This is a genomic window from Mesorhizobium sp. WSM4832 (genome assembly GCF_055811115.1).
Window position 1 is genome coordinate 38721 of record NZ_JBVVQH010000019.1, and the last position, 21229, is coordinate 59949.

General features: G+C 63.5%; 21 protein-coding genes. 3 read left to right on the forward strand and 18 right to left on the reverse strand.

What is annotated here, in order from left to right; genetic code table 11:
* Window position 1 precedes the first annotated feature (1 nt).
* Together AC0L2L_RS24340 and msrB are read left to right on the forward strand one after the other, a co-directional pair.
* Complete coding sequence (locus AC0L2L_RS24340) at window positions 2-1192, forward strand: vWA domain-containing protein (RefSeq protein ID WP_473581825.1); 1191 nt, start codon at window positions 2-4, stop codon at window positions 1190-1192.
* A gap of 100 nt (window positions 1193-1292) precedes the next feature.
* Window positions 1293-1697, forward strand: coding sequence for a peptide-methionine (R)-S-oxide reductase MsrB (msrB, locus tag AC0L2L_RS24345; RefSeq protein ID WP_473581827.1), 405 nt, complete (start codon window positions 1293-1295; stop codon window positions 1695-1697).
* A gap of 60 nt (window positions 1698-1757) precedes the next feature.
* Here msrB and AC0L2L_RS24350 read toward each other — a convergent pair whose 3' ends face one another.
* The 14 genes from AC0L2L_RS24350 to AC0L2L_RS24415 all read right to left on the reverse strand — a co-directional run bounded on the left by AC0L2L_RS24350 (window position 1758) and on the right by AC0L2L_RS24415 (window position 17462).
* Complete coding sequence (locus AC0L2L_RS24350) at window positions 1758-2066, reverse strand: hypothetical protein (RefSeq protein ID WP_473581829.1); 309 nt, start codon at window positions 2064-2066, stop codon at window positions 1758-1760.
* A gap of 7 nt (window positions 2067-2073) precedes the next feature.
* A complete protein-coding gene (locus AC0L2L_RS24355) occupies window positions 2074-2514 on the reverse strand; it encodes a hypothetical protein (RefSeq protein ID WP_473581831.1) in 441 nt (146 codons plus the stop codon).
* 164 nt (window positions 2515-2678) lie between these two features.
* A complete protein-coding gene (locus tag AC0L2L_RS24360) occupies window positions 2679-2939 on the reverse strand; it encodes a DUF2312 domain-containing protein (protein ID WP_027166762.1) in 261 nt (86 codons plus the stop codon).
* Between the two features lie 268 nt (window positions 2940-3207).
* Window positions 3208-6666 (reverse strand): pyruvate carboxylase, encoded by a 3459-nt coding sequence (pyc, locus tag AC0L2L_RS24365; RefSeq protein ID WP_473581833.1) that lies wholly within the window; start codon window positions 6664-6666, stop codon window positions 3208-3210.
* A gap of 299 nt (window positions 6667-6965) precedes the next feature.
* Window positions 6966-8084, reverse strand: a complete 1119-nt coding sequence (locus AC0L2L_RS24370; protein WP_027166764.1) for a branched-chain amino acid ABC transporter substrate-binding protein — start codon at window positions 8082-8084, stop codon at window positions 6966-6968.
* 136 nt (window positions 8085-8220) lie between these two features.
* Window positions 8221-8568 (reverse strand): DUF6867 family protein, encoded by a 348-nt coding sequence (locus AC0L2L_RS24375; RefSeq protein WP_473581835.1) that lies wholly within the window; start codon window positions 8566-8568, stop codon window positions 8221-8223.
* A gap of 14 nt (window positions 8569-8582) precedes the next feature.
* A complete protein-coding gene (locus tag AC0L2L_RS24380; RefSeq protein ID WP_473581836.1) occupies window positions 8583-9311 on the reverse strand; it encodes an ABC transporter ATP-binding protein in 729 nt (242 codons plus the stop codon).
* Window positions 9311-10729, reverse strand: a complete 1419-nt coding sequence (locus AC0L2L_RS24385) for an ATP-binding cassette domain-containing protein (RefSeq protein WP_473581838.1) — start codon at window positions 10727-10729, stop codon at window positions 9311-9313. Before AC0L2L_RS24385 ends, AC0L2L_RS24380 begins: the two co-directional genes overlap by 1 nt.
* Window positions 10729-12120, reverse strand: coding sequence for a high-affinity branched-chain amino acid ABC transporter permease LivM (livM, locus tag AC0L2L_RS24390; protein WP_473581840.1), 1392 nt, complete (start codon window positions 12118-12120; stop codon window positions 10729-10731). The genes AC0L2L_RS24385 and livM overlap by 1 nt, the downstream gene beginning before the upstream one ends.
* 5 nt (window positions 12121-12125) lie before the next feature.
* On the reverse strand, window positions 12126-13028 hold the full coding sequence (locus AC0L2L_RS24395) for a branched-chain amino acid ABC transporter permease (RefSeq protein WP_027166769.1): 903 nt from the start codon (window positions 13026-13028) through the stop codon (window positions 12126-12128).
* A 390-nt stretch (window positions 13029-13418) separates the two neighbouring features.
* Window positions 13419-14120, reverse strand: coding sequence for a haloacid dehalogenase type II (locus AC0L2L_RS24400; RefSeq protein WP_473581842.1), 702 nt, complete (start codon window positions 14118-14120; stop codon window positions 13419-13421).
* A 123-nt stretch (window positions 14121-14243) separates the two neighbouring features.
* Window positions 14244-15245, reverse strand: a complete 1002-nt coding sequence (locus AC0L2L_RS24405) for a 4-hydroxyproline epimerase (protein ID WP_473581844.1) — start codon at window positions 15243-15245, stop codon at window positions 14244-14246.
* 25 nt (window positions 15246-15270) lie between these two features.
* A complete protein-coding gene (locus tag AC0L2L_RS24410) occupies window positions 15271-16512 on the reverse strand; it encodes an NAD(P)/FAD-dependent oxidoreductase (RefSeq protein ID WP_473581846.1) in 1242 nt (413 codons plus the stop codon).
* 14 nt (window positions 16513-16526) lie between these two features.
* Window positions 16527-17462 (reverse strand): dihydrodipicolinate synthase family protein, encoded by a 936-nt coding sequence (locus tag AC0L2L_RS24415; protein ID WP_473581848.1) that lies wholly within the window; start codon window positions 17460-17462, stop codon window positions 16527-16529.
* Between the two features lie 68 nt (window positions 17463-17530).
* Here AC0L2L_RS24415 and AC0L2L_RS24420 point away from each other — a divergent pair, with 68 nt between their 5' ends.
* Window positions 17531-18235, forward strand: coding sequence for a GntR family transcriptional regulator (locus tag AC0L2L_RS24420; RefSeq protein WP_473581850.1), 705 nt, complete (start codon window positions 17531-17533; stop codon window positions 18233-18235).
* Between the two features lie 31 nt (window positions 18236-18266).
* Here AC0L2L_RS24420 and AC0L2L_RS24425 read toward each other — a convergent pair whose 3' ends face one another.
* The 4 genes from AC0L2L_RS24425 to AC0L2L_RS24440 all read right to left on the reverse strand — a co-directional run bounded on the left by AC0L2L_RS24425 (window position 18267) and on the right by AC0L2L_RS24440 (window position 21146).
* Window positions 18267-18584, reverse strand: a complete 318-nt coding sequence (locus AC0L2L_RS24425; protein WP_473581852.1) for a hypothetical protein — start codon at window positions 18582-18584, stop codon at window positions 18267-18269.
* 223 nt (window positions 18585-18807) lie between these two features.
* On the reverse strand, window positions 18808-19110 hold the full coding sequence (locus AC0L2L_RS24430) for a hypothetical protein (protein ID WP_473581853.1): 303 nt from the start codon (window positions 19108-19110) through the stop codon (window positions 18808-18810).
* A 336-nt stretch (window positions 19111-19446) separates the two neighbouring features.
* Window positions 19447-20943 (reverse strand): CoA-acylating methylmalonate-semialdehyde dehydrogenase, encoded by a 1497-nt coding sequence (locus AC0L2L_RS24435; RefSeq protein ID WP_027166777.1) that lies wholly within the window; start codon window positions 20941-20943, stop codon window positions 19447-19449.
* On the reverse strand, window positions 20940-21146 hold the full coding sequence (locus tag AC0L2L_RS24440) for a hypothetical protein (RefSeq protein ID WP_473581855.1): 207 nt from the start codon (window positions 21144-21146) through the stop codon (window positions 20940-20942). The genes AC0L2L_RS24435 and AC0L2L_RS24440 overlap by 4 nt, the downstream gene beginning before the upstream one ends.
* Window positions 21147-21229: the final 83 nt, after the last annotated feature.

The following is a 21229-nucleotide window of genomic DNA, read 5'->3' on the forward strand; positions in this document are numbered from 1 at the left end:
GATGTTCATCCCCTTCTTCCTCGAACTGAAGGCCGCGCGGGTTCCCGTTTCGCTCCGGGAATATCTGTCGCTGCTGGAAGGCGTGGAAGCCGGGCTGGTCGACTATGATGTCGAGGGTTTTTACTACCTCGCCCGTTCCGCGCTGGTGAAGGATGAGCGCCATATTGACCGCTTCGACCAGGTGTTCGCGCATGTCTTCAAGGGTGTCGAGGCGCTCGGCGGCCCCGATGTCGTCGATGTCGCCAATATCCCGGAGGAATGGCTGCGCAGGCTCGCCGAGAAGCACCTGACCGAGGAGGAGAAAAAGCTCGTCGAGGCGCTCGGCGGCTTCGAAAAGTTGATGGAGACGCTGAAGCAGCGGCTTGAGGAGCAGAAAGGCCGCCACCAGGGCGGCTCGAAATGGATCGGCACTGGCGGCACCTCGCCCTTCGGCGCCTATGGCTACAACCCGGAAGGCGTACGCATCGGCCAGCATGAGAGCCGGCATCGCCGCGCGGTGAAAGTCTGGGACAAGCGCGAGTTCAAGAATTTCGACGATACCGTCGAACTCGGCACCCGCAACATCAAGGTAGCGCTGAAGCGGCTGCGCCGCTGGGTGCGCGAAGGCGCCGAGGAAGAATTCGACCTGCCCGGCACCATCCACGCCACCGCCGAGCATGGCTATCTCGATGTGAAAACCCGGCCCGAACGACGCAATGCCGTGAAGTTGCTGATGTTCTTCGATGTTGGCGGCTCGATGGACGACCATATCCGCGGTGTCGAGGAATTGTTTTCAGCCGCGCGCGCCGAGTTCCGGCAGCTCGAATATTTCTATTTCCACAACTGCCTCTACGAGCGCGTCTGGAAGGACAATCGCCGCCGGCTTGCCGAGACGATCCCGACCTTCGACCTCATCCACAAATACGGGCCGGACTACAAGGTGATCGTCGTCGGCGACGCCTCGATGAGCCCTTACGAGATCGCCCATCCCGGCGGTTCGGTCGAGCATTGGAATCCGGAGGCCGGCAGCGTGTGGCTGGCGCGCCTCTTGCAGCAATGGCCGAATGCTATCTGGCTCAACCCCGAAGCCGAGAAGAACTGGCGCTACACGCACTCGACTGCGATGATCAGCGATATCTTCGGCGGCCGCATGTTCCCGCTGACGCTGGCCGGGCTCGAAGCCGCGACAAGGCAGCTGTCGCGCAAGCACTGACCTTCCTTCAGGCTGGGCAGGTCTGTAACAAATACCTATGTTGGAGCGAATATTCAGCTGCAATCAACAATGAGCCGCCAAGGCCAAGGAGACCCCCATCATGGACACCCACGCCTATCCCGTCACCCGCACCGACGCCGAGTGGCGCGCCCGGCTGACGCCGGAGCAGTATGCCGTCATGCGCAACCACGGCACCGAGCGTCCCGGCAGCTGTGCCCTGCTCTACGAGAAGCGCGCCGGCACCTTCTATTGCGTAGGCTGCGACCAGCCGCTGTTTGAATCCAAGCTGAAATTCGAGAGCGGCACCGGCTGGCCGAGCTTCAACGACCCGGTCCCGGGCTCGATCGAGACCACCGTTGACCGCAGCTACGGCATGGTCCGCACCGAATGCCACTGCGCGCGCTGCGGCAGCCATCTCGGCCATGTCTTCGAGGACGGCCCGCCGCCAACTCGCCTGCGCTATTGCATCAACGGCGTGGCGTTGCGCTTCGAGCCGACGGCCTGACTGGTACTTGATTTGATTTCGCAAGGGCGGCTTCGGGCCGCCCTTTTTTCATGCGAATTTTCAGGCGACAGCCGTCGCGATCAGCCAGAGCGCCGAGCCCAGCAGCATCAGCTGCGCCTTGAGCCCGCCCTTGGCTCCGCTTGTCTTCTCCGCCGTCCGCCAGACGGCGATCGTGAGGAAGATGTTGTAGGGCACCGGCAGGAAATGCACCGCCAGCACCAGCCAGAGCGGCAGCTTCAAGCCAAGCAGGATCAGCGCCAGAGCCGAAGAGGCAATGTTCAGGACGGTGCCGATGAGCAGCATGTCGCGCCAGAACAGGAGGTCGAGCGGCGTTTCGCCTTTCCAGCGTCTGCGGAAGAAGCCAGCCATCACGGGCCTACCCCTGCCCCAGCACGGCGAGAACGGCTTCTTCGAACCGCGAGCACTCCGTCACCAGCCAGTCGGCCATGGCCGGCCAGTTGTCCTCGGCATAGCAATTCACCCGCCACATCGAGTTGATGCCGAGACCCTCGCAACTCTGTTCGGGCTTGAGCTTCAGCCTCGCCTCGATCGCCGGCTGGAATGGTTTCAGCCGCGACCAGGACTCCGTGGCGCCGAATTTCTCGTTGCGCCCGAAGAAGACGCCGACATGGTTCTGCGCCGGCGCGACATACATCGAAAGCACCAGGGCGAAATCCGGCAGCCCGCGCTGCCAGAACCAAGGCCCGCGCCGCGCGAGCCTGGCTCTTTCTTCCGGGTGGCGCTCTGCGAACAGCGCCCAGAAGCCGCGATGGCGGAACTCCGAAGCGCGGCGGCCGCCGAAGCCGAACTCGTTCATGGCCAAATGCTCATACATCGTGGCCGAGACTGTTTCGAAATTCGCTCCGGCGAGTCATATGGTGGCGGTTTCGAGAACCGTAGCGGAGCGGACATTGGTCCGTGAGCAACGGAAGCGCAGAAACCGCCATCAGATGGCCGCCGGAGTAGAATTTCCAAACAGTCTCACACCATGCCGAGAGCCGCCTTGTAGAGGTCGAGGATGGTTTCTTCCTCCTGGCGCTCGGCCTGGTCCTTCTTGCGCAGCCGCACGATGGTGCGGACCGCCTTGGTGTCGAAGCCGGTGCCCTTGGCCTCGGCATAAACATCCTTGATGTCGTCGGAGATCGTCTTCTTCTCTTCCTCGAGCCGCTCGATGCGCTCGATGATGGCGCGCAGCTGGCCGGCGGCTACAGTCTGGCTGGTCTCGGTGATTTCGTCGGCCATTTTTTCTCTCCGCGTCTTCTGAGGCCAAGGCGATTCCCGCCACGGCGAATTGGAGCGGGTTCCCTGCCCGAGCCGGCGCGGCGGGTCAAGACACTTATCGAGCGGTTGTGGACGGCCAGGCACATCTTAAGGTGCGTCGAGATTCAGGTCAGGCCGAGTCGAAAACGACGGGATCCGAGAACCGGAGCGGAGCGTACTTAAGTACGTGAGCACCGGAAGCGCAGGAAGCCGGCGTTTGCAGGCCGGCCTCACCTGAATATCGGCGCACCTACTTGAAGGCGATCAAGAGATCCTTCGCATCGATCTGGTCTCCGGCCTTGACCAGCACTTCGGCGATCTCGCCGTCGCGCTCGGCATGCAGCGCGGTTTCCATCTTCATGGCCTCGATCGACAGCAGCACGTCGCCCGCCTTGACCGCCTGTCCGGTCGCTACGGCAAGCGCCGACACGACGCCCGGCATCGGTGCGCCGACATGCCCCTCATTGCCGGGCTCGGCCTTGCGGCGGGCCTTGGCGGCGGAAGCGCCATGCGCCCTGTCCGGCACCTTGACGCGGCGCGGCTGGCCGTTGAGCTCGAAGAACACGGTGACCATGCCGTTGTCGTCGACATCGCCGAACGCCTGGCAGCGAACCACCAGGGTCTTGCCCTTCTCGATGTCGAGGAAGATCTCCTCCTCTGACTTCATGCCGTAGAAATAGGTCGGTGTCGGCAGCACGCTCACCGGCCCGTATGTCTCCTGCGCCGCGGCGAAGTCGGTGAACACCTTCGGATACATCAGCCACGAGGCGAATTCGTGCTCCGAGAGCTTGCGATCGAGCTTCGTCTCGATGTCCTTGCGGCTGGCCTTGAGGTCGGCGGGCTTCAACAGCGAGCCCGGTCGTACCGTGATCGGCTTCTCGCCCTTCAGCGCCTTTTTCTGCAGCGCCGCCGGCCAGCCGCCGGGCGACTGGCCGAGATCGCCGCGCAGCATCGACACGACCGAGTCCGGGAAGGCGATGTCCTTGGCCGGGTTCTCGACATCGGCGACGGTGAGATCCTGGCTGACCATCATCAGCGCCATGTCGCCGACCACCTTGGACGAAGGCGTGACCTTGACGATGTCGCCGAACATCAAATTGACGTCGTGATAGGCCTGCGCGACCTCGTGCCAGCGCGTCTCGAGGCCGAGCGAGCGCGCCTGTTCCTTGAGGTTGGTGAACTGGCCGCCCGGCATTTCATGCAGGTAGACCTCCGAGGCCGGCCCCTTGAGGTCGCTTTCGAAGGCGGCGTACTGGTTGCGGACCGCTTCCCAGTAGAAGGAAATGCGGCGGATCCACTGCGGATCGAGACCAGGGTCGCGCTCGGTGCCCTTCAGCGCCTCGACGATCGAGCCGAGGCAGGGCTGCGAGGTATTGCCGGAGAAGGAATCCATCGCCGCGTCGATGGCGTCGGCGCCGCTTTCCACCGCCGCAAGCACCGTCGCCGCCGAGAGCCCCGACGTGTCGTGCGTGTGGAAATGGATCGGCCGGTCGGTCGCCTCGCGCAGCGCCTTGAACAGCACGCGTGCCGCAGCCGGCTTCAACAGGCCGGCCATGTCCTTGACGGCGATGATGTGCGCCCCGGCGGCTTCCAGCTCCTTGGCGAGCCCGACATAATATTTGAGGTCGTATTTGGCGCGCGCCGGATCGAGGATGTCGCCGGTGTAGCATATCGCCGCCTCGACCAGCTTGCCCTCGGCGCCGACCGCGTCCATGGCGACGCGCATGTTCTCCACCCAGTTCAGGCAGTCGAAGACGCGGAACAGGTCGACGCCGCCGCTTGCAGCCTGGCGGACGAAATGCTGGACGACATTGTCGGGATAGTTGGTGTAGCCGACGCCGTTGGCGCCGCGCAGCAGCATCTGCAGCAGAAGGTTGGGCGCCGCCTCGCGCACTTTGCTCAGCCGCTCCCATGGGTCCTCGGTGAGGAAGCGCATGGCGACGTCGAAGGTGGCGCCGCCCCAGCATTCCAGCGACAGGAGCTGCGGCAGCGCCCGCGCATAGGTGCCGGCGATGCCGACGATGTCATGCGTGCGCATGCGCGTGGCCAGCAGCGACTGGTGGCCGTCGCGCATCGTCGTATCGGTGACCAGCACCTGGCGCTGCTCCCGCATCCAGGCCGCGAATTTCTCGGGGCCCAGCGCATCGAGCCTCTGCTTGCTGCCGTCCGGGACATGGCCGTTGAGATAGGGCACCACCGGTGCGGCCGCATTGGCCTTCGGCATCGGCCGGCCGCGGGTCTCGGGATGGCCGTTGACGCTGACGTCGGCCAGATAGTTGAGCAGCTTGGTGGCGCGGTCCTGCCGCTTCACCTGCTCGAACAGTTCCGGCGTCGTGTCGATGAACCTGGTCGTGTAGGAATTGTCGGCGAAGCGCGGGTGGTTGATGATCGCTTCGAGGAAGGTGAGGTTGGTGGCCACGCCGCGGATGCGGAACTCGCGCAGCGCCCGGTTCATGCGTGAGATCGCCTCGCCGGGCGTCGGCGCCCAGGCCGTTATCTTTTCGAGCAGCGGATCGTAGAAGCGGGTGATGACGGCGCCCGAATAGGCGGTGCCGCCGTCGAGCCGGATGCCGAAGCCGGCCGCCTCGCGATAGGCGGTGATGCGGCCATAGTCCGGGATGAAATTGTGCTCCGGATCCTCGGTGGTGATGCGGCACTGCAGGGCGTGGCCGTTGAGCCGGATGTCCTTCTGCGCCGGCACGCCCGATGCCTTCGTGCCGATGGCGAAACCGTCGAGGATATGGATCTGCGCCTTGACGATGTCGATGCCGGTCACCTGCTCGGTGACGGTGTGCTCGACCTGGATGCGCGGATTGACCTCGATGAAGTAGAACTTGCCGGTGTCGGCGTCCTGCAGGAACTCGACCGTGCCGGCGCCGATATAGCTGGTCTCGCGCGCGATCTTGAGCGCATGGCCGCAAAGCTCCTGGCGCAGGTCTTCGCTGAGATACGGCGCCGGCGCGCGCTCGACGACCTTCTGGTTGCGGCGCTGGATCGAGCAGTCGCGCTCGAACAGGTGCACCGCGTTGCCGTGGGTGTCGCCCAACACCTGCACCTCGACATGGCGGGCGCGTTCGATCAGCTTTTCGAGATAGACCTCGTCCTTGCCAAAGGCGGCCTTGGCCTCGCGCTTGCCTTCCATCACCTCGCGCGCCAGGTCGGCTTCGGCGCGGATGGCGCGCATGCCGCGGCCGCCGCCGCCCCACGAGGCCTTGAGCATTACCGGATAGCCGATCTGTGCGGCGAGTTTCTTCACCACATCCATGTCGTCCGGCAGCGGGTCGGTTGCCGGCACGACCGGCACGCCGACCTCGATCGCCAGGTTGCGCGCGGCGACCTTGTTGCCCAGCCTGCGCATCGTTTCCGGCTTCGGGCCGATGAAGGTGACGCCGGCCTCGGCGCAGGCCTCGGCGAATTCCGGGCTTTCCGACAGCAGGCCATAGCCAGGGTGGATGGCGTCGGCGCCGGACAGCCTGGCGACGCGGATCACCTCTTCGATCGACAGATAGCTCTCGATCGGACCCATGTCCTTGGCAAGATGCGGGCCGCGCCCGACCTGATAGCTCTCGTCGGCCTTGAAGCGATGCAGCGAATATTTGTCCTCCTCCGCCCAGATCGCCACGGTTTTGAGGCCGAGCTCGTTGGCCGCGCGGAACACACGGATGGCGATTTCGGACCGGTTGGCGACGAGGATCTTCGTGATTGCCAAGGACTGGGCTCCAGCAGCGGAAGGGACGTTGAACCGGCGCAATGATTAGCTTGAAAATGCTGCAGTGCAAACGAATTTGCGCGACACCTAAAACGATTTAGGTCGCTTGTTTGCGGCAAACGCGCCGCGGTTGTTCTTCCAGCGACGGCGACGGTGCGGTGAGAGCGTATTCCAACCGCAGCGCGGAGCTTTCTGACCGACCGCGAACCCGCAAACAAAAATGCCCGGCGCAAAGCGCCGGGCATCCATTACGTGTCGGCTAAAAGCAGGTCTCGCGACCTGCTTCAGGGTTTGCCGGCTTATTTCTCGAAGTAGCTGTACTTGCCGTCGTCGCCCTTCTTCCATTCGTAGATGACGTAGTCCGGGCGGGTGATGTCGCCCTTGGCGTCGTAGCCGATGTCGCCGATGGCCGTCTTCCACGTGTTGGCCCGGATCGTCTCCGCAACCTTCTGTGCGTCGTCAGCCGAGCCGGTCTTGGCAATGGCCTGGGCGATGATCTGCACGGCGGCGTAGGAGTAGAGCGTGTAGGCTTCCGGCTCGAAGCCGGCGGCGCGGAACTTCTCCACGACTTCCTTGGCGGCCGGATTCTTGCGCGGATCCGGAGCGAAGGTGTTGAGCGTGCCGGCAACGGCGTCGCCGGCGATCGAGGCCAGTTCGTTGGAGACGATGCCGTCGCCCGAGAACAGCGGCGCCTTCAGGCCCTGGTCAGCCGACTGACGGATGATCAGGCCGGCTTCGGTGTGCAAGCCGCCCCAGTAGATGAGCGTGACGCCGCTTTCCTTCATCTTGGCGATGAGGGCCGAGAAGTCCTTGTCGCCGACATTGACGCCTTCATACATCACTTCCGTGATGCCGTTGGCGTTCAGGTTCTTCTTGGTCTCGTCGGCGAGGCCCTGACCATAAGGGGTCTTGTCGTGGACTATGGCGATCTTGGCGTCCTTGAAGTTCTTGGCGATGTAGTCGCCGGCCACCTTGCCCTGCTGGTCGTCACGACCGCAGGTACGGAAGGTGTTCCACATGCCGCGCTCGGTGAACTTCGGGTTGGTCGCGGCCGGAGTGATCTCCAGCATGCCGTTTTCCTGATAGACTTCCGAGGCCGGGATCGAGACGCCCGAGTTGAAGTGGCCGTCGACATACTTGACGCCGTCGGCGACGAACTTGTTGGCGACCGAGATACCCTGCTTGGGATCGGAGACGTCGTCGCCGATCTCGAGCTTGAGCTGCTGGCCATTGACGCCGCCCGCCGCGTTGATGTCGGCGATCGCCTGTTCCGCGCCCTTCTGCAACTGTGCGCCGAACGCGGCGTTCGGGCCGGTGATCGGACCGGCAACGCCGATCAGGATGTCAGCGGCCCACGCGCTGCCGCTGAACGCGACGAACGCGGTCAGCGCAACGGCGGACAAAAGTGACTTTTTCATTGAAACGCTCCCATTTACGGAGTGGGCGTGGATGATACTTTCATGCGATGCCCACCCTTATCGCAGAAAGCATAGAATGCCGATTTTCGGGCACTTGTCACGCCGATTCATCCCCGAAACGGCGCAATGGTGAACGTCAACCTTTCGGTTTCCAGCTTAATAAGGAAGCTCTTTCATAGAGCCAGTTATACTGTGTGACCATTTGGTTGGTGCGCGTGTATTGATAGCCGAGGAAGCCCAATATCATCAGGACGATGGTGTCGACGATATAGTAATGCAGTGAGAACATCGTGCTCCAGAACAAAGCGTGATGGATGAACCTGATGCCGATTCCGAGACCGAGCATGTAGAGGAACAGCCGAACGTGAGTGCCCCAGGTCTGGGCCACGGCCTTGCCGGTCATCCATGCGGCCCCGCCCCCGAGCAGCCCGGTGACAAAGAGAAAATGCCAGATCGAGGGTTCTTCGTAGATAATACCCTGCATGATGAAGACCTCTCTCAGTGATGTCCGCCTTCGAGATAGGCGGCGCGCACTTCCGGATTGGCGAGCAGTTCCTTGCCGGTGCCGCTCATCGTCACATTGCCGTTGACCATGACATAGCCGCGCGTGGCGAGCTTGAGCGCGCCGAACGCGTTCTGCTCGACCAGGAACACTGTCAGCCCTTGCGACTTGTTCAATTCGCGAATGGCGTCGAAGATCTGCTTGACGATCAGCGGCGCAAGACCAAGCGACGGCTCGTCGAGCAGAAGCAGCTTCGGCCGCGCCATCAGCGCGCGCCCGATCGACAGCATCTGCTGCTCGCCGCCCGACAACGTGCCGCCGCGCTGGGCGATGCGTTCCTTCAGCCGCGGAAACAGCGTGAACACCTTTTCGGCGTCCTCGTCAAAATGCTTGAGGTTGTCGATACTGGCGCCCATTTGCAGATTTTCCATCACCGTCATGCGCGGGAAGATGCGGCGTCCTTCCGGCGACTGGGCGATGCGCAGGCGGGCGATCTCGTGCGTCGGCATCTGGGTGATGTCGGTGCCGGCGAAGGTGATGTTGCCGGCGCGAGCGCGCGGAGCGCCGAAGATGGTCATCATCAGCGTCGACTTGCCGGCGCCGTTGGCGCCGATCAGCGCCACGATCTCACCCTGGTTGACATGTACGTTGACGCCGTTCAGCGCCCGGATGTTGCCGTAGTAGGTTTCGACGCTCTTGATGTCGAGCAGCGTTGTGCCGGCCATTATTTGCGCCCTCCCCGCGTCGCGGGCTTGGCCGCCACTTCCTTCGCCAGCGTCTTCGCCTGGCCGATCCAGTCTTCGCGAGCGATGCGCCCGTCAAAGGCGAGATAGGCTTCCACCGCTTCGATATCGGCCTTCTTCCAGGCCGCGATCTGGTCGAAATGGAAAATGCCGTGCTCGTTCAGCTTGCGCTCGTTGACCGGTCCGATGCCCTTGATGCGGACCAGGCTGTCCGCCTTGCCGCCACGAGGCGCATCCAGGCGATTGGAAATACTTCCGGCCTTTGCCGGTGCTTTTGCTGCCGGCTTTTTGGTCCCGGCTTTCGCAGTGCCCGCCTTTCGGGCCGGCTTTGCCGGCGGGGCGGATTTTGCCGCCGGCGGGGCGACAGGCCTGCTGGCAACGGAGGCGGCGCGCGCGTCGACCTGAGCCGCTTTCGAAGCACCTTTCGAAACTGTGACGTGCTCACCTTCGCTGTGGCCGACCGTGTCACTCACCGGTCCGGCAAGATAGGAGGACGACGAGCCGGGGCCATGCGCTGAGTCGGGCCCCGTATCGAGCTGCTCGATCACGTCCTCGTCGCCGACTTCGGTCAGCACAGTCTCGACCTCCTCGTCGTCGACGCCGAGATAGGCGGCGATGACGCGCGGATCGGTCCGCACCGATTGCGGATTGCCGTCGGAGATCTTGCGGCCGTATTCGAGCACCACGACGTGGTCGGAAATCTGCATGACCACAGACATGTCGTGCTCAATGAGCAGGATCGAGGTGCCGGTGGCCTTGATGCCCATCAGCAGGGCATTGAGCGCGGCCGACTCCTTCGGATTGAGGCCGGCGGCCGGTTCGTCGAGGCACAGAAGCTCCGGCCCCGTGCACATGGCACGTGCGATCTCCAGGCGGCGCTGCGCACCATAGGGCAGGTCGCCGGCCGGGTCGTCGGCGCGATCGACGAGGTCGGCTTTCTCCAGCCAGTGCCTGGCGAGTTCGATCGACTCGGCCGAGGCCCGCCGGTAGCTGGGGACGCCGAACAAGCCGAGCAACGTGTAGCCCGAAGCCTTCATCAGCTTGTTGTGCTGAGCCACCAACAGGTTTTCCAGCAGCGTCATGCCGGAGAACAGGCGGATATTCTGGAAGGTACGCGCCACTTTCGCGCGCGCCGGGATCTCATGATTGGGCAGCCGCTCGAGCAAGTAGGTCGAGCCGTCGTTCCGGTTGAGGGTGATCATGCCTTCCGACGGCTTGTAGAAGCCGGTGATGCAGTTGAACACCGTCGTCTTGCCGGCGCCGTTCGGCCCGATCAGCGCGGTGATCTCGCCGCGCCTGGCCTGGAACGAGAGGTCGCCGATGGCGACGAGGCCGCCGAACTTCATCGACAGGTGCTCGACCTGCAGGATGATATCGTTCATCGAAGCTTCCGCGTTCATCAACCGTGACCCTCCTTGGTGAAGGAGGCTGAGACCGCTCTTCGCTTCTTGAGGAAGGCCGTCGGTTCCCGGCTGCCGACGAAGCCGCGCGGCTTCCACAGCATGACGATCACCATGGCCATGCCGAACAGAAGCATGCGGTAGAGCTCAGGCGTGAAGTCTGGCCCGAACACGGCCTTGAGGAAGTCGAGCTCGCGCAGGATCTCGGTGCCGCCGATCATGACCAGCGCCGCCACCGCGATACCGCCGAGCGAACCCATGCCGCCGAGCACGACGATGGCAAGGATGATCGCCGATTCCAGGAAGACGAAGGATTCGGGACTGACGAAGCCCTGCCTTGCGGCGAAGAACGAGCCGGCGAAGCCGCCGAACATGGCGCCGGTGGCGAACGCCGTCAGCTTGGTGGTGGTGGTGTTGATGCCGAGCGAGCGGCAGGCGATCTCGTCCTCGCGCAGCGCTTCCCAGGCGCGGCCCACTGGCAGGCGGCGAAGCCTGATGGTGACGAAGGCGGTAAGCAAGCAGAGCGCCAGGGCGAGATAGTAGAGGAAGATCTTATAGTAGGCGCCCGATTGAGCGATGTTCAGAACCTTGGCGATGTAGTTCGGGTCCGAGACGTTGAACGATATCAACCCGAAGAAAGAGACCTTCGGAATGCCCGAGATGCCTGCCGAGCCGTTGGTGACCTCGCGCCAGTTGATGAGCACAAGACGGATGATCTCGCCGAAGGCAAGGGTGACGATCGCCAGATAGTCGCCGCGCAGCCGCAGCACCGGGAAGCCGAGCATGACGCCCCAGAAAGCGGCCATGCAGCCGGCGGCCGGCAGCAGGATCCAGAACGACAGGCCGAAATGCGTGCCGAGCAGCGCGTAGGCATAGGCGCCGACCGCGTAGAAGGCGACGTAGCCGAGATCGAGCAGGCCGGCGAGCCCGACGACGATGTTGAGGCCCCAGGCCAGCATCACATAGATCAGGATCTGGATGCCGAAATTGTCGACCCATTTGAGCGAGCCCTGGAAGCCGAACAGCAGCACCATCGCTACGGGATAGAGGATGAGGACGACGAGGCCGATCTTGTTGAAGTTCTGCTTGACGAAGCCCGGCTCGGCGACGACCGCCGGCGCCGCGGCCCTCGCGGCCTTCGACCGCTCCATCGCCGGGATCGCGTAGGCGACATAGAGGAACCGGCCGACGGCAACGGCAATGACCACGATGGCGAGCAGACCCCAACGCTTCACCAGGATCAATTCATTGCTGATGTTCTGGTCGGTCCTGAGACCAATGAACAGCACGAACAGGCCAAGCGAGATGACGCCGGCATAGAGCGCTTCGCGAAAAGCGCGCTGGATGGGAGTAGCGACTGTGTCGCGCTCCGAGGACACGGTAGCGGCCATGAGGATCAGACCTTTTCGACTTCAGGCCGGCCCAGAATGCCGGACGGCAGGAAGATGAGCACGATCGCCAGGATCGAGAAGGCGGCGACGTCCTTGTAGTCGATGGAGAAATAGGCCGACCACATGCTCTCGATGAAGCCGATCAAGAGTCCGCCGAGCACGGCGCCAGGCAGCGAGCCGATGCCGCCGAGCACTGCCGCAGTGAAGGCTTTCACGCCCGGCACGAAGCCGTCGGAGAACACCACGACGCCGTAATACATCAGGAACAGCGTGCCGGCGACGGCGGCAAGCGCGGCGCCCATGATGAAGGTGATGGAGATGGTGCGGTCGACGTCGATGCCCAGCAGCGCCGCCATCTTGCGGTCCTGCTCGCAGGCGCGCTGCGCCCGGCCGAGCGACGTTCTGTTGACCAGGTACCAGAAGATCGCCAGCAGCGCCGCGGTTACGATCACGATGATGATCTGCTTCAGCGAGACGCTGATGCCGTCGATCGTGTAGACTTGGCTCACCATCGGCGGGATCGGCTTGTTGCGCGGACCCTGCGTGACCTGCACGAAGTTGGAGAGCGCGATCGACATGCCGATGGCGGTGATCAGCGGCGCCAGCCGGAACGATCCGCGCAGCGGCCGGTAGGCCACCTTCTCGATGGTCCAGTTGTAGAGGCTGGTCAGAAGCATCGCCACGATCATCATGATCAGAAGCGCCACCACGACCGGCACCGAATAGAACAGCGCGCCGAGGATCAGGAAGACGATGAGCGCGGTGAAGGCACCGACCATGAAGATGTCGCCATGGGCGAAATTGATCATGCCGACGATGCCGTAGACCATCGTGTAGCCGATCGCGATCAGCCCATAGATAGATCCCAGCGTCAGCCCATTGATAAGCTGCTGGACGAAATACTGCATATTTACGCGGCTCCCCTGGAATGTCGCCTTTGCGGACGCACTCCTTTTCGTATTTCCCCTAGTCGTAAAGTTTCGAGCCCGGATTGCAACGTGATTTTTCAATCGCTCCGCGTGGTTTGGAAGCACGCCGTCCGATTGCCCGTCTTTTTCGCACCCGACCCCTGGACTATCGCGGACCCTACCATTGGCACAACGCAATGTCTTTGACGATTCAACCTTATGATGAGCCTCCTGTCGAAGGAATCGCCGTCAAAATAAGTTGATGAGGCGATTCCTTGCATCGAAGAAGGTGGCTGGCTTTGCGGTCCCGCGCCTTCCGTTAGGTCAGGATTCTTCGCTGTGTGACGGTCATGCGACAGCGCGCCGACACCGTGAGTACCCTCGTTCGCTTCAACCCCAGACCGTCGACCTGAGAAAGGGCGGCACCCGATCGAGCGTCGGGAAGACGGCATTCGGGGCGTAGTCGGGCAGAGGTTCGCGGCCGGTTCCTCTGTCGATCCAGATGCAGCGGAAGCCGAGATCGCGGGCGGCCGCGAGATCGAGATGCGGGCTGGCACAAATATGCACGACCTCGCCGCGGCCGACGCCAAGCGCATTGTGGGCAAAATCGAAGATCTGCTGCGTGGGCTTGTAGGCGCCGGCCTGCCGCGCCGTGACGACGCGATCGATGTGCCCGCCGAGTTGGGCGACATTGCCGGCAATGATGTCATCGTCGGTGTTGGAAATGATGCAAAGCTTGAACCCCTGGGCCTTGAGCGCGTGGAGCGCCGAGACGACTTCCGGGAAGGGCGGCATTCGGGAGATGCTGCCGGTCAGCACCTCGATGTCGTCCGGCGAGGAGGCGAGCTTCAGCTCATCCATCGCCAGCCGCAGCCCTTCGCCGGCCACGCGGCGGAACGATTTGTGCGGCCGCTCGGCCTCCAGGGCGTGTTCATGCTTGTCGTAAACGCGGATCAGCGTCTGCGGCTCGACATTGGATCCTGGATGGTTGGCAAGGATCGTGTTGACGGCGGCAAGCAAACCTTCATCCCATTGGATGAGAGTGCCGTAGCAATCGAAGGTCAGCCATTCGGGTTTGGGGCCGGAAAGCATGGGATATCCTTTACTGCCATCGATCAAATAGAAGGCGGCCATTGAACGACCACCCTTGCACGGCTTCGGAAGCTCGGCCTGGCGGCCCCTCGGACGCCAGTCCGCTTGCTTCATCGGACGAAGCTACGTCACGATGAACCCATGCGCGAACGGATCGCGGTCGTCAATGAAGATGGTGTTCAACCCGGTCATGCGCGCCCAGCCGCCGATCGAAGGGATGATCGCCGGCTTGCCGGCGACGCTGACCTCTTTTTCGACCCTGCCCTTGAACAGCGAGCCGATGATCGATTCATGCACGAAGCTGTCGCCGGCTTTCAGTTTGCCCTTGGCGTGGAGCTGCGCCATGCGCGCCGAGGTGCCGGTGCCGCAAGGCGAGCGGTCGATCGCCTTGTCGCCATAGAAGACGGCGTTGCGCGCATCCGCCTCTTCGTGCTTGGGCTTGCCGGTCCACAGCATGTGCGACAGCCGGTTGATGCCGGGGTTTTCCGGATGGACGAAGGAGTATTTCTCGTTGAGGCGTTGCCGCACCACCGGGCTCCATGCGATGAAATCGGCGGCCGAGTAGTCGGCCATGTCGCGGTAGTTCTCCTGCGGCTCGACGATGGCGTAGAAATTGCCGCCATAGGCGACGTCGACGCTGATCTCGCCAAGCACCGGGCAGTCCACCGTCAGCGCTTCGGCGTAAAGGAAGGACGGCACGTTGGTGATGCGCACCTCCTCGACATATTCGCCGACCTGTTTGTATTCGGCGATGACAAGACCTGCCGGCGTATCGAGCCTGAGCACGCCCGGCGTCTTCGGCTTCACCAGCCCGTGCTCGATCGCAAAAGTCACCGTGCCGATGGTGCCGTGGCCGCACATCGGCAGGCAGCCCGACGTCTCGATGAACAGGATGGCGATATCGCAGTCCTCGCGCGTCGGCGAATAGAGGATCGAGCCCGACATCACGTCATGGCCGCGCGGCTCGAACATAAGGCCGGTGCGGATCCAGTCATACTCGGCGAGGAAATGCGCCCGCCGCTCCATCATCGTCTTGCCTTCGAGCAGCGGTCCGCCGCCGGCGACGAGGCGCACCGGATTGCCGCAGGTGTGGCCGTCGATGCAGAAGAAGGATTTCTTGGCCATGATGCTCTCTTGATGTCGGATAATGTCAGAACCGTTGCGGGCGGAAAGGATTGAGATCGAGCGGCGGAGTCTGCCCGAGAACGAGATCGCGGATCAAGCGGCCGGTCGCCGCCGCCTGGGTCAGGCCGAGATGGCCGTGGCCGAAAGCATAATAGACATTTGGCGCTCGCGTCGCGCCGATCACCGGCAGCGAATCCGGCAGCGACGGGCGAAAACCCATCCATTCGCGGCCGCCTGACGGATCGAGCCCGGGCAGGAAACGCCTCGCCTTCTCCAGCATCGCCTTGGAACGGGCGAAGTTGGGCGGCCGCTCGATGCCGCCGAGCTCGACGGCGCCGCCGACGCGCAGGCCCGTTTCCAGTGGCGTGATGACGAAGCCATGCCCGGAAAAGATCAGCTGCCGCTTCACGTCGAAGGCCGACACCGGCAGCGTCGTGTTGTAACCGCGCTCGGTCTCGAGCGGGATGCGGTCGCCGAGATTCCTTGCCAGGAGATGCGACCAGGCCCCGGCTGCGATCAGAAGCTTCTTCGCCGTCCGCCTTGTGCCGTCGGCCAGAACGATCGTGGCGCCGTTTGCGCCCGCCTCTATGCGCTCGACCCGCGCATGCTCGAAACGGGCGCCGCGTTTTTCCGCATGGGCCCAGACCGCCTTGCCGAGCAGCTTCGGGTCGGCGACCGTTTTCCATCCCGGCACGAAGGTGCCCTTGACGAAGCGCGGCGCAAGACCAGGCTGCAGCGACGCCATCTCATCGCCCTCGACATGGCGAAAGCCGATGCCGAAACGCTCCCGCTCGGCCCAGCCGGGCAGCGAGGCACGGAACTCCGCCTCGCTTTCATAGAATTCCAGCGAACCATTCTCGCGCAGCATCGGCCGCGTGCCGGAGCGGTCGAGCAAGCCCATCCATTCGGCCTCGGCGAGCTTCATCATGCCGGCCTGCGTGGCGAGGCTCGCCTCGTAATGCTTCGGCGCGCCCGCCCGCCAGAAGCGGATCAGCCAGGGCAGGAGTTTCGGCAGATAGGCCGGCGGGATGGTCAAGGGCCCGAGCGGATCGGCGAGCCATTTCGGCAATTGCCGGATCATCCCCTTATGCGCCAGCGGCAGCACGTCGGAGAAGGCGAAGGCGGCGGCATTGCCGGAACTCGTCTCCTCGCAGATGCCGGTGCGGTCGAAGACGGTGACGCCGCGCCCCGCTTCGGACAGCAGGGCCGCGGCGCAGATACCGATGATGCCGCCACCGATGATGGCGATGTCGGAATTTCCTGGCACGTCCGTGCTGTCCTTTATTCGGCTGCCACCATTTTGTCCGCCGATCGAGGAGAAGCCTGGAGCGACGGCAGCTTCGGCCGCACCGCCAGCGCATCCCGAATGATCTTCTCGACCGCCTTGCGGCGTTCGCCCGACAGCGGCTGGCGCGGCATGCGCACGCGGTCATTGGTACCGATCGCCAGCACTTCGGCAAGCTTGATGTTTTGGACCAGATAGGTGGAGACATCGAGGTCGAGCAAGGGCCGGAACCAGCGATAGATTGCCAGCGCCTCTTCGCGGCGGCCCTGCCTCATCAGCTGGTAGATCGCGACCGTCTCGCGCGGGAAGGCAGTGACGAGACCAGCCACCCAGCCGATGGCGCCGACCGACAGCGCTTCGAAAGCGAGGTTATCGACACCGGTGAAGAGATCGTAGCGGTCGCCGAACCGGTTGATGATCTCGGTCGAGCGGCGGATGTCGTCGGACGATTCCTTGATCGCGACGAAGCGCTTGTCCGAGGCGAGTTCCTCCATCAGGTCGACGGTGACGTCGACACGATAGGCGAGCCGGTTGGAGTAGATCATCACCGGCAGGTCGCCGGCTTCGGCCACCGCACGCAGGGCCGCGACCGTTTCCTCAGGATTGGTGTGGTAGATCGGGCTCGGCACCACCATCAGGCCGTCGGCGCCTTCCTTGGCGGCGCGCCGCGCGATGGCTGCCGCCTCGCGCGTACCGGGCTCGTTGACGGTGAGCAGCACCGGCTTCCTGCCCGCGACCTTCCGCGCCGTCTTCAGTACCTCGATCTTCTCGTCTTGCGACAGCATCGGGCCCTCGCCGAGCGACCCGCACACGATGATGCCGTCGCAGCCGGCCTCCATCTGCAGTCCGTAACAGCGCTCCATCTCGGTATGGTCGAGGCGGTCGTCGGCGGTGAATTTGGTCGTGACGGCGGGGAAAACTCCGGTCCACATGGCTGTCTCTCCTCTGATATATCAGCCGTATATCTATTAAGAATTGGCCTGTCAACGCTGAATCCGTTATGATATATGAAAAATATATCAGGAGCCTGCCGTTGATCTCCCCACTGATATCCATCGAGGCGAATACGACCTTCGAGCCGGCTGCGACCAAGGCCTATCGCGCGCTGGAGCACATGATCGTCACACTCGAACTGGCGCCATCGAGCTTCGTCACCGAAGGCGCGCTGATCGAGCGGCTGGGCCTCGGGCGCACCCCCGTGCGTGAAGCGATCCAGCGGCTGGCTTGGGAAGGGCTTCTCGACATAAGACCCCGCGCGGGTATCGCGGTCGCGCCGCTTCACGCCGGCGACTGGCTGCGGGTGCTGGATGCACGGCGCGGCATCGAGGTGGTGCTCGCCCGCTCGGCCGCCCGCTTCGTCACCCGCGAGGCCGCCGACCTGTTCCACGAGGCGGCTTTGGCCATGCAGAAGGCGGTGATCTCGGGCAGCGTGCTTGCCTTCATCCAGGCCGACAAGGCGCTTGATGAAGCGCTGGCCATCGCCGCCGACAATCCCTTCGCGGCGCGTGTGGCCGCTCCCTTGCAGACGCACAGCCGCCGCTTCTGGTATCGCTACAAGGCCGACACGGGCTTGGCCGAGTCGGCCGAACACCACGTCGCGCTGATCCGCTCCATCCTCGATGGCGACGAGGAAGGCGCGGCCAAGGATGCCAAGAAATTGATATCACTGCTGCGCGGCCATGCCCAGGTGGCTGCCACGCGTTGAGCGGAGCGGCTCAGCACCTGGTCGAGGCGGTTCAGCCGCCCGGCTGCCCGACCGCGGTGGCCAGCGTATCTTCCCACCCCTCGCCGGCGGCCAGGATGCAGCTCTGGCCTTTGACGTCGGTCATCAGGATGGTCCAGGTTCCGCTTGCCGAGACGAACACCTCGAAGATGGTGGCTTCTCCGGCCAAGCCGTAGCCGAGCCGCTTCTCCTCGAATGCCTCCGCCAGCCTCGCGACCAGATAGTCATGGCCGCCGCAGATGACTTGCGCCCGCGCCGGAATTGCCGACAGCGCCATCATGACGCCAAAGGCCGCCAGCTTGATCCATCGAAACGAAAATTCGCGTGCCATCTGGCACCTCCTTCGCCTTCGCGTTCCGGCAAGGGAGGCACATTCGGCCGCCTCAGTATGCCGGAAGGCTCCAGGCCGGATTCGACGTCTTCATCACGTCACTCCTTCTGGTTTCCGGTCTGTCCTAGGGAAATTATGATTCCCTGGATTCGATATGGTGAAGCTTCGCCCGCTAAACAAGCGGTGCCGCGGAAAGCGCCTTGGTGCCCAGTTCCCTGGTGGTTCAGGCGCCCGGCATCGACGCGGTGATCGTCGGGCTGTCCCAGCCCTCGCCGACGGACAGGATGCAGCTTTGCCCCTTGGTGTCGGAAGCAAGAACGGTCCAGCTGCCCTGATCGGAGACGAAGATTTCGAGCACGACGTTCGGGTTGATCAGGCCGCGCCCGGCTTCGCTTTCGTGGAACTTGTCGCCGAGGGCCTTGATGATGTCCGCGCGCGCCGCGCATTGCGCTGCCGCGTTCGCGGGCGCTGCTCCGCTGGTCATCGCCGCCGCCACCAACATTGTCGCCATAAGAAATCGTGCCATCCGACACCTCCTCGCGCCAGACGAGAACCCCGGCTGCCACCGGCGCTGTTCGATTGCCTGCACGCATGGCAGGAATAAAACCTAAGGCAGAAAGTGGTCTGTTGGTTCCATCACACGGCGATGGAATTATTAGAATGTGCCGATGTTTCCTCAGGGTGCACACCGGGAATCATGCGCCTGGAATTGCACTGCGCGCCGCTGCGAGCCCCGCAAGGCGACAAGTTGATCGCCACATCCGGGATGCGTATGACCCCACGACGCGTTCCTCCGCGCCAATAAAAAGAAAGCGCGGTTTGCACCGCGCTTTCTACTAATGACTCTCGGAGAACCGTCCAATCAGTTCATCGTCGGGATCACGAATTCCGCGCCGTCCTTGATGCCGGACGGCCAGCGCGAGGTGACCGTCTTGGTCTTGGTGTAGAAGCGGAACGCGTCCGGGCCGTGCTGGTTGAGATCGCCGAAGGACGACGCCTTCCAGCCACCGAACGTATAATAGGCGATCGGCACCGGGATCGGCACGTTGACGCCGACCATGCCGACCTGGACCCTGGAAGCAAAGTCACGCGCGGCGTCACCGTCGCGGGTGTAGATGGCCACGCCATTGCCCATCTCGTGGTCGTTGGCAAGCTTGATCGCGCTCTCATAGGTCGGCGCGCGCACCACCGAGAGCACCGGCCCAAAGATCTCTTCCTTGTAGATGCGCATGTCGGCCGTCACATTGTCGAACAGGCAGCCGCCCATATAGTAGCCGTTCTCATAGCCCTGCATCTTGAAGCCGCGACCGTCGACGACGAGCTTGGCGCCTTCCTTGACGCCGATATCGACATAGCCCTTGACGCGCTCCAGCGCCTGCGCCGTCACCAGCGGGCCGAAATCGGCGGCAGAGTCCGTCGACGGGCCGACCTTCAGGCTCTCGACACGCGGCACCAGCTTTTCCATCAGCCGGTTGGCAGTGTCGTTTCCGACCGGTACGGCCACCGAGATCGCCATGCAGCGTTCGCCGGCCGAGCCGTAGCCGGCGCCGATGAGGGCATCGACTGTCTGGTCCAAGTCGGCGTCGGGCATGATGATCATGTGGTTCTTGGCGCCGCCGAAGCACTGCACGCGCTTGCCGGAAGCGGTGCCGCGCGAATAGATGTAGTGGGCGATCGGCGTCGAGCCGACAAAGCCGATGGCCTTGATATCCGGATCGTCGAGGATGGCGTCGACCACTTCCTTGTCGCCGTTGACGACGTTGAGGATGCCGGCAGGCAGGCCGGCTTCGATGAACAGCTCGGCGATGCGGATCGGCACGCCCGGATCGCGTTCCGACGGCTTGAGGATGAAGGCGTTGCCGCAGGCGATGGCCGGGGCGATCTTCCACAGCGGGATCATGGCCGGGAAGTTGAACGGCGTAATGCCGGCGACGACGCCGAGCGGCTGGCGCATCGAATAGACGTCGATGCCGGGGCCGGCACCGTCGGTGAACTCGCCCTTCATCATGTGCGGCGCGCCGATGCAGACTTCGACCACTTCGAGGCCGCGCTGGATGTCGCCGCGCGCGTCGGCGATCGTCTTGCCGTGCTCGCGCGCCAGGATGTCGGCCAGTTCGTCATAGTCGCGGGCGACCAGCTCGAGAAACTTCATCAGCACGCGCACGCGGCGCTGCGGGTTGGTGGCGGCCCATTTCGGCTGCGCCGCCTTGGCGTTCTCGACCGCGGCGCGCAGCTCAGCCTGCGAGGCCAAAGCCACCGTGCCGCGCACGGAACCGTCCATCGGCTGCATCACATCCTGCTTGCGGCCGCTGGTGCCGGCGACACGCTTGCCGCCGATGAAATGACCGTATTCGATCATGGTTTCTCTCCCTGCTTGATGATGATCCCATTGTCCGCCTTTGCGGTGGCGATGGCAACGCGAGGAAGATCGCAACCGTTGTGCGGAAAATAGACAACGATTGACGAAAGAGCATCAATTCCCGCAAATAGCGGTGCTGCAAAATATCCGCTCAAGGACGATAGGTTGAGTTCCTTCGCGCCCCCCTCTGTCCTACCGGACATCTCCCCCTCTAGGGGGGAGATCAGATGTCGCGCCGGTTTTCGCCAATCGCCGATGCAGGAGAAGGCGTTGCCGGCGAAGCTGC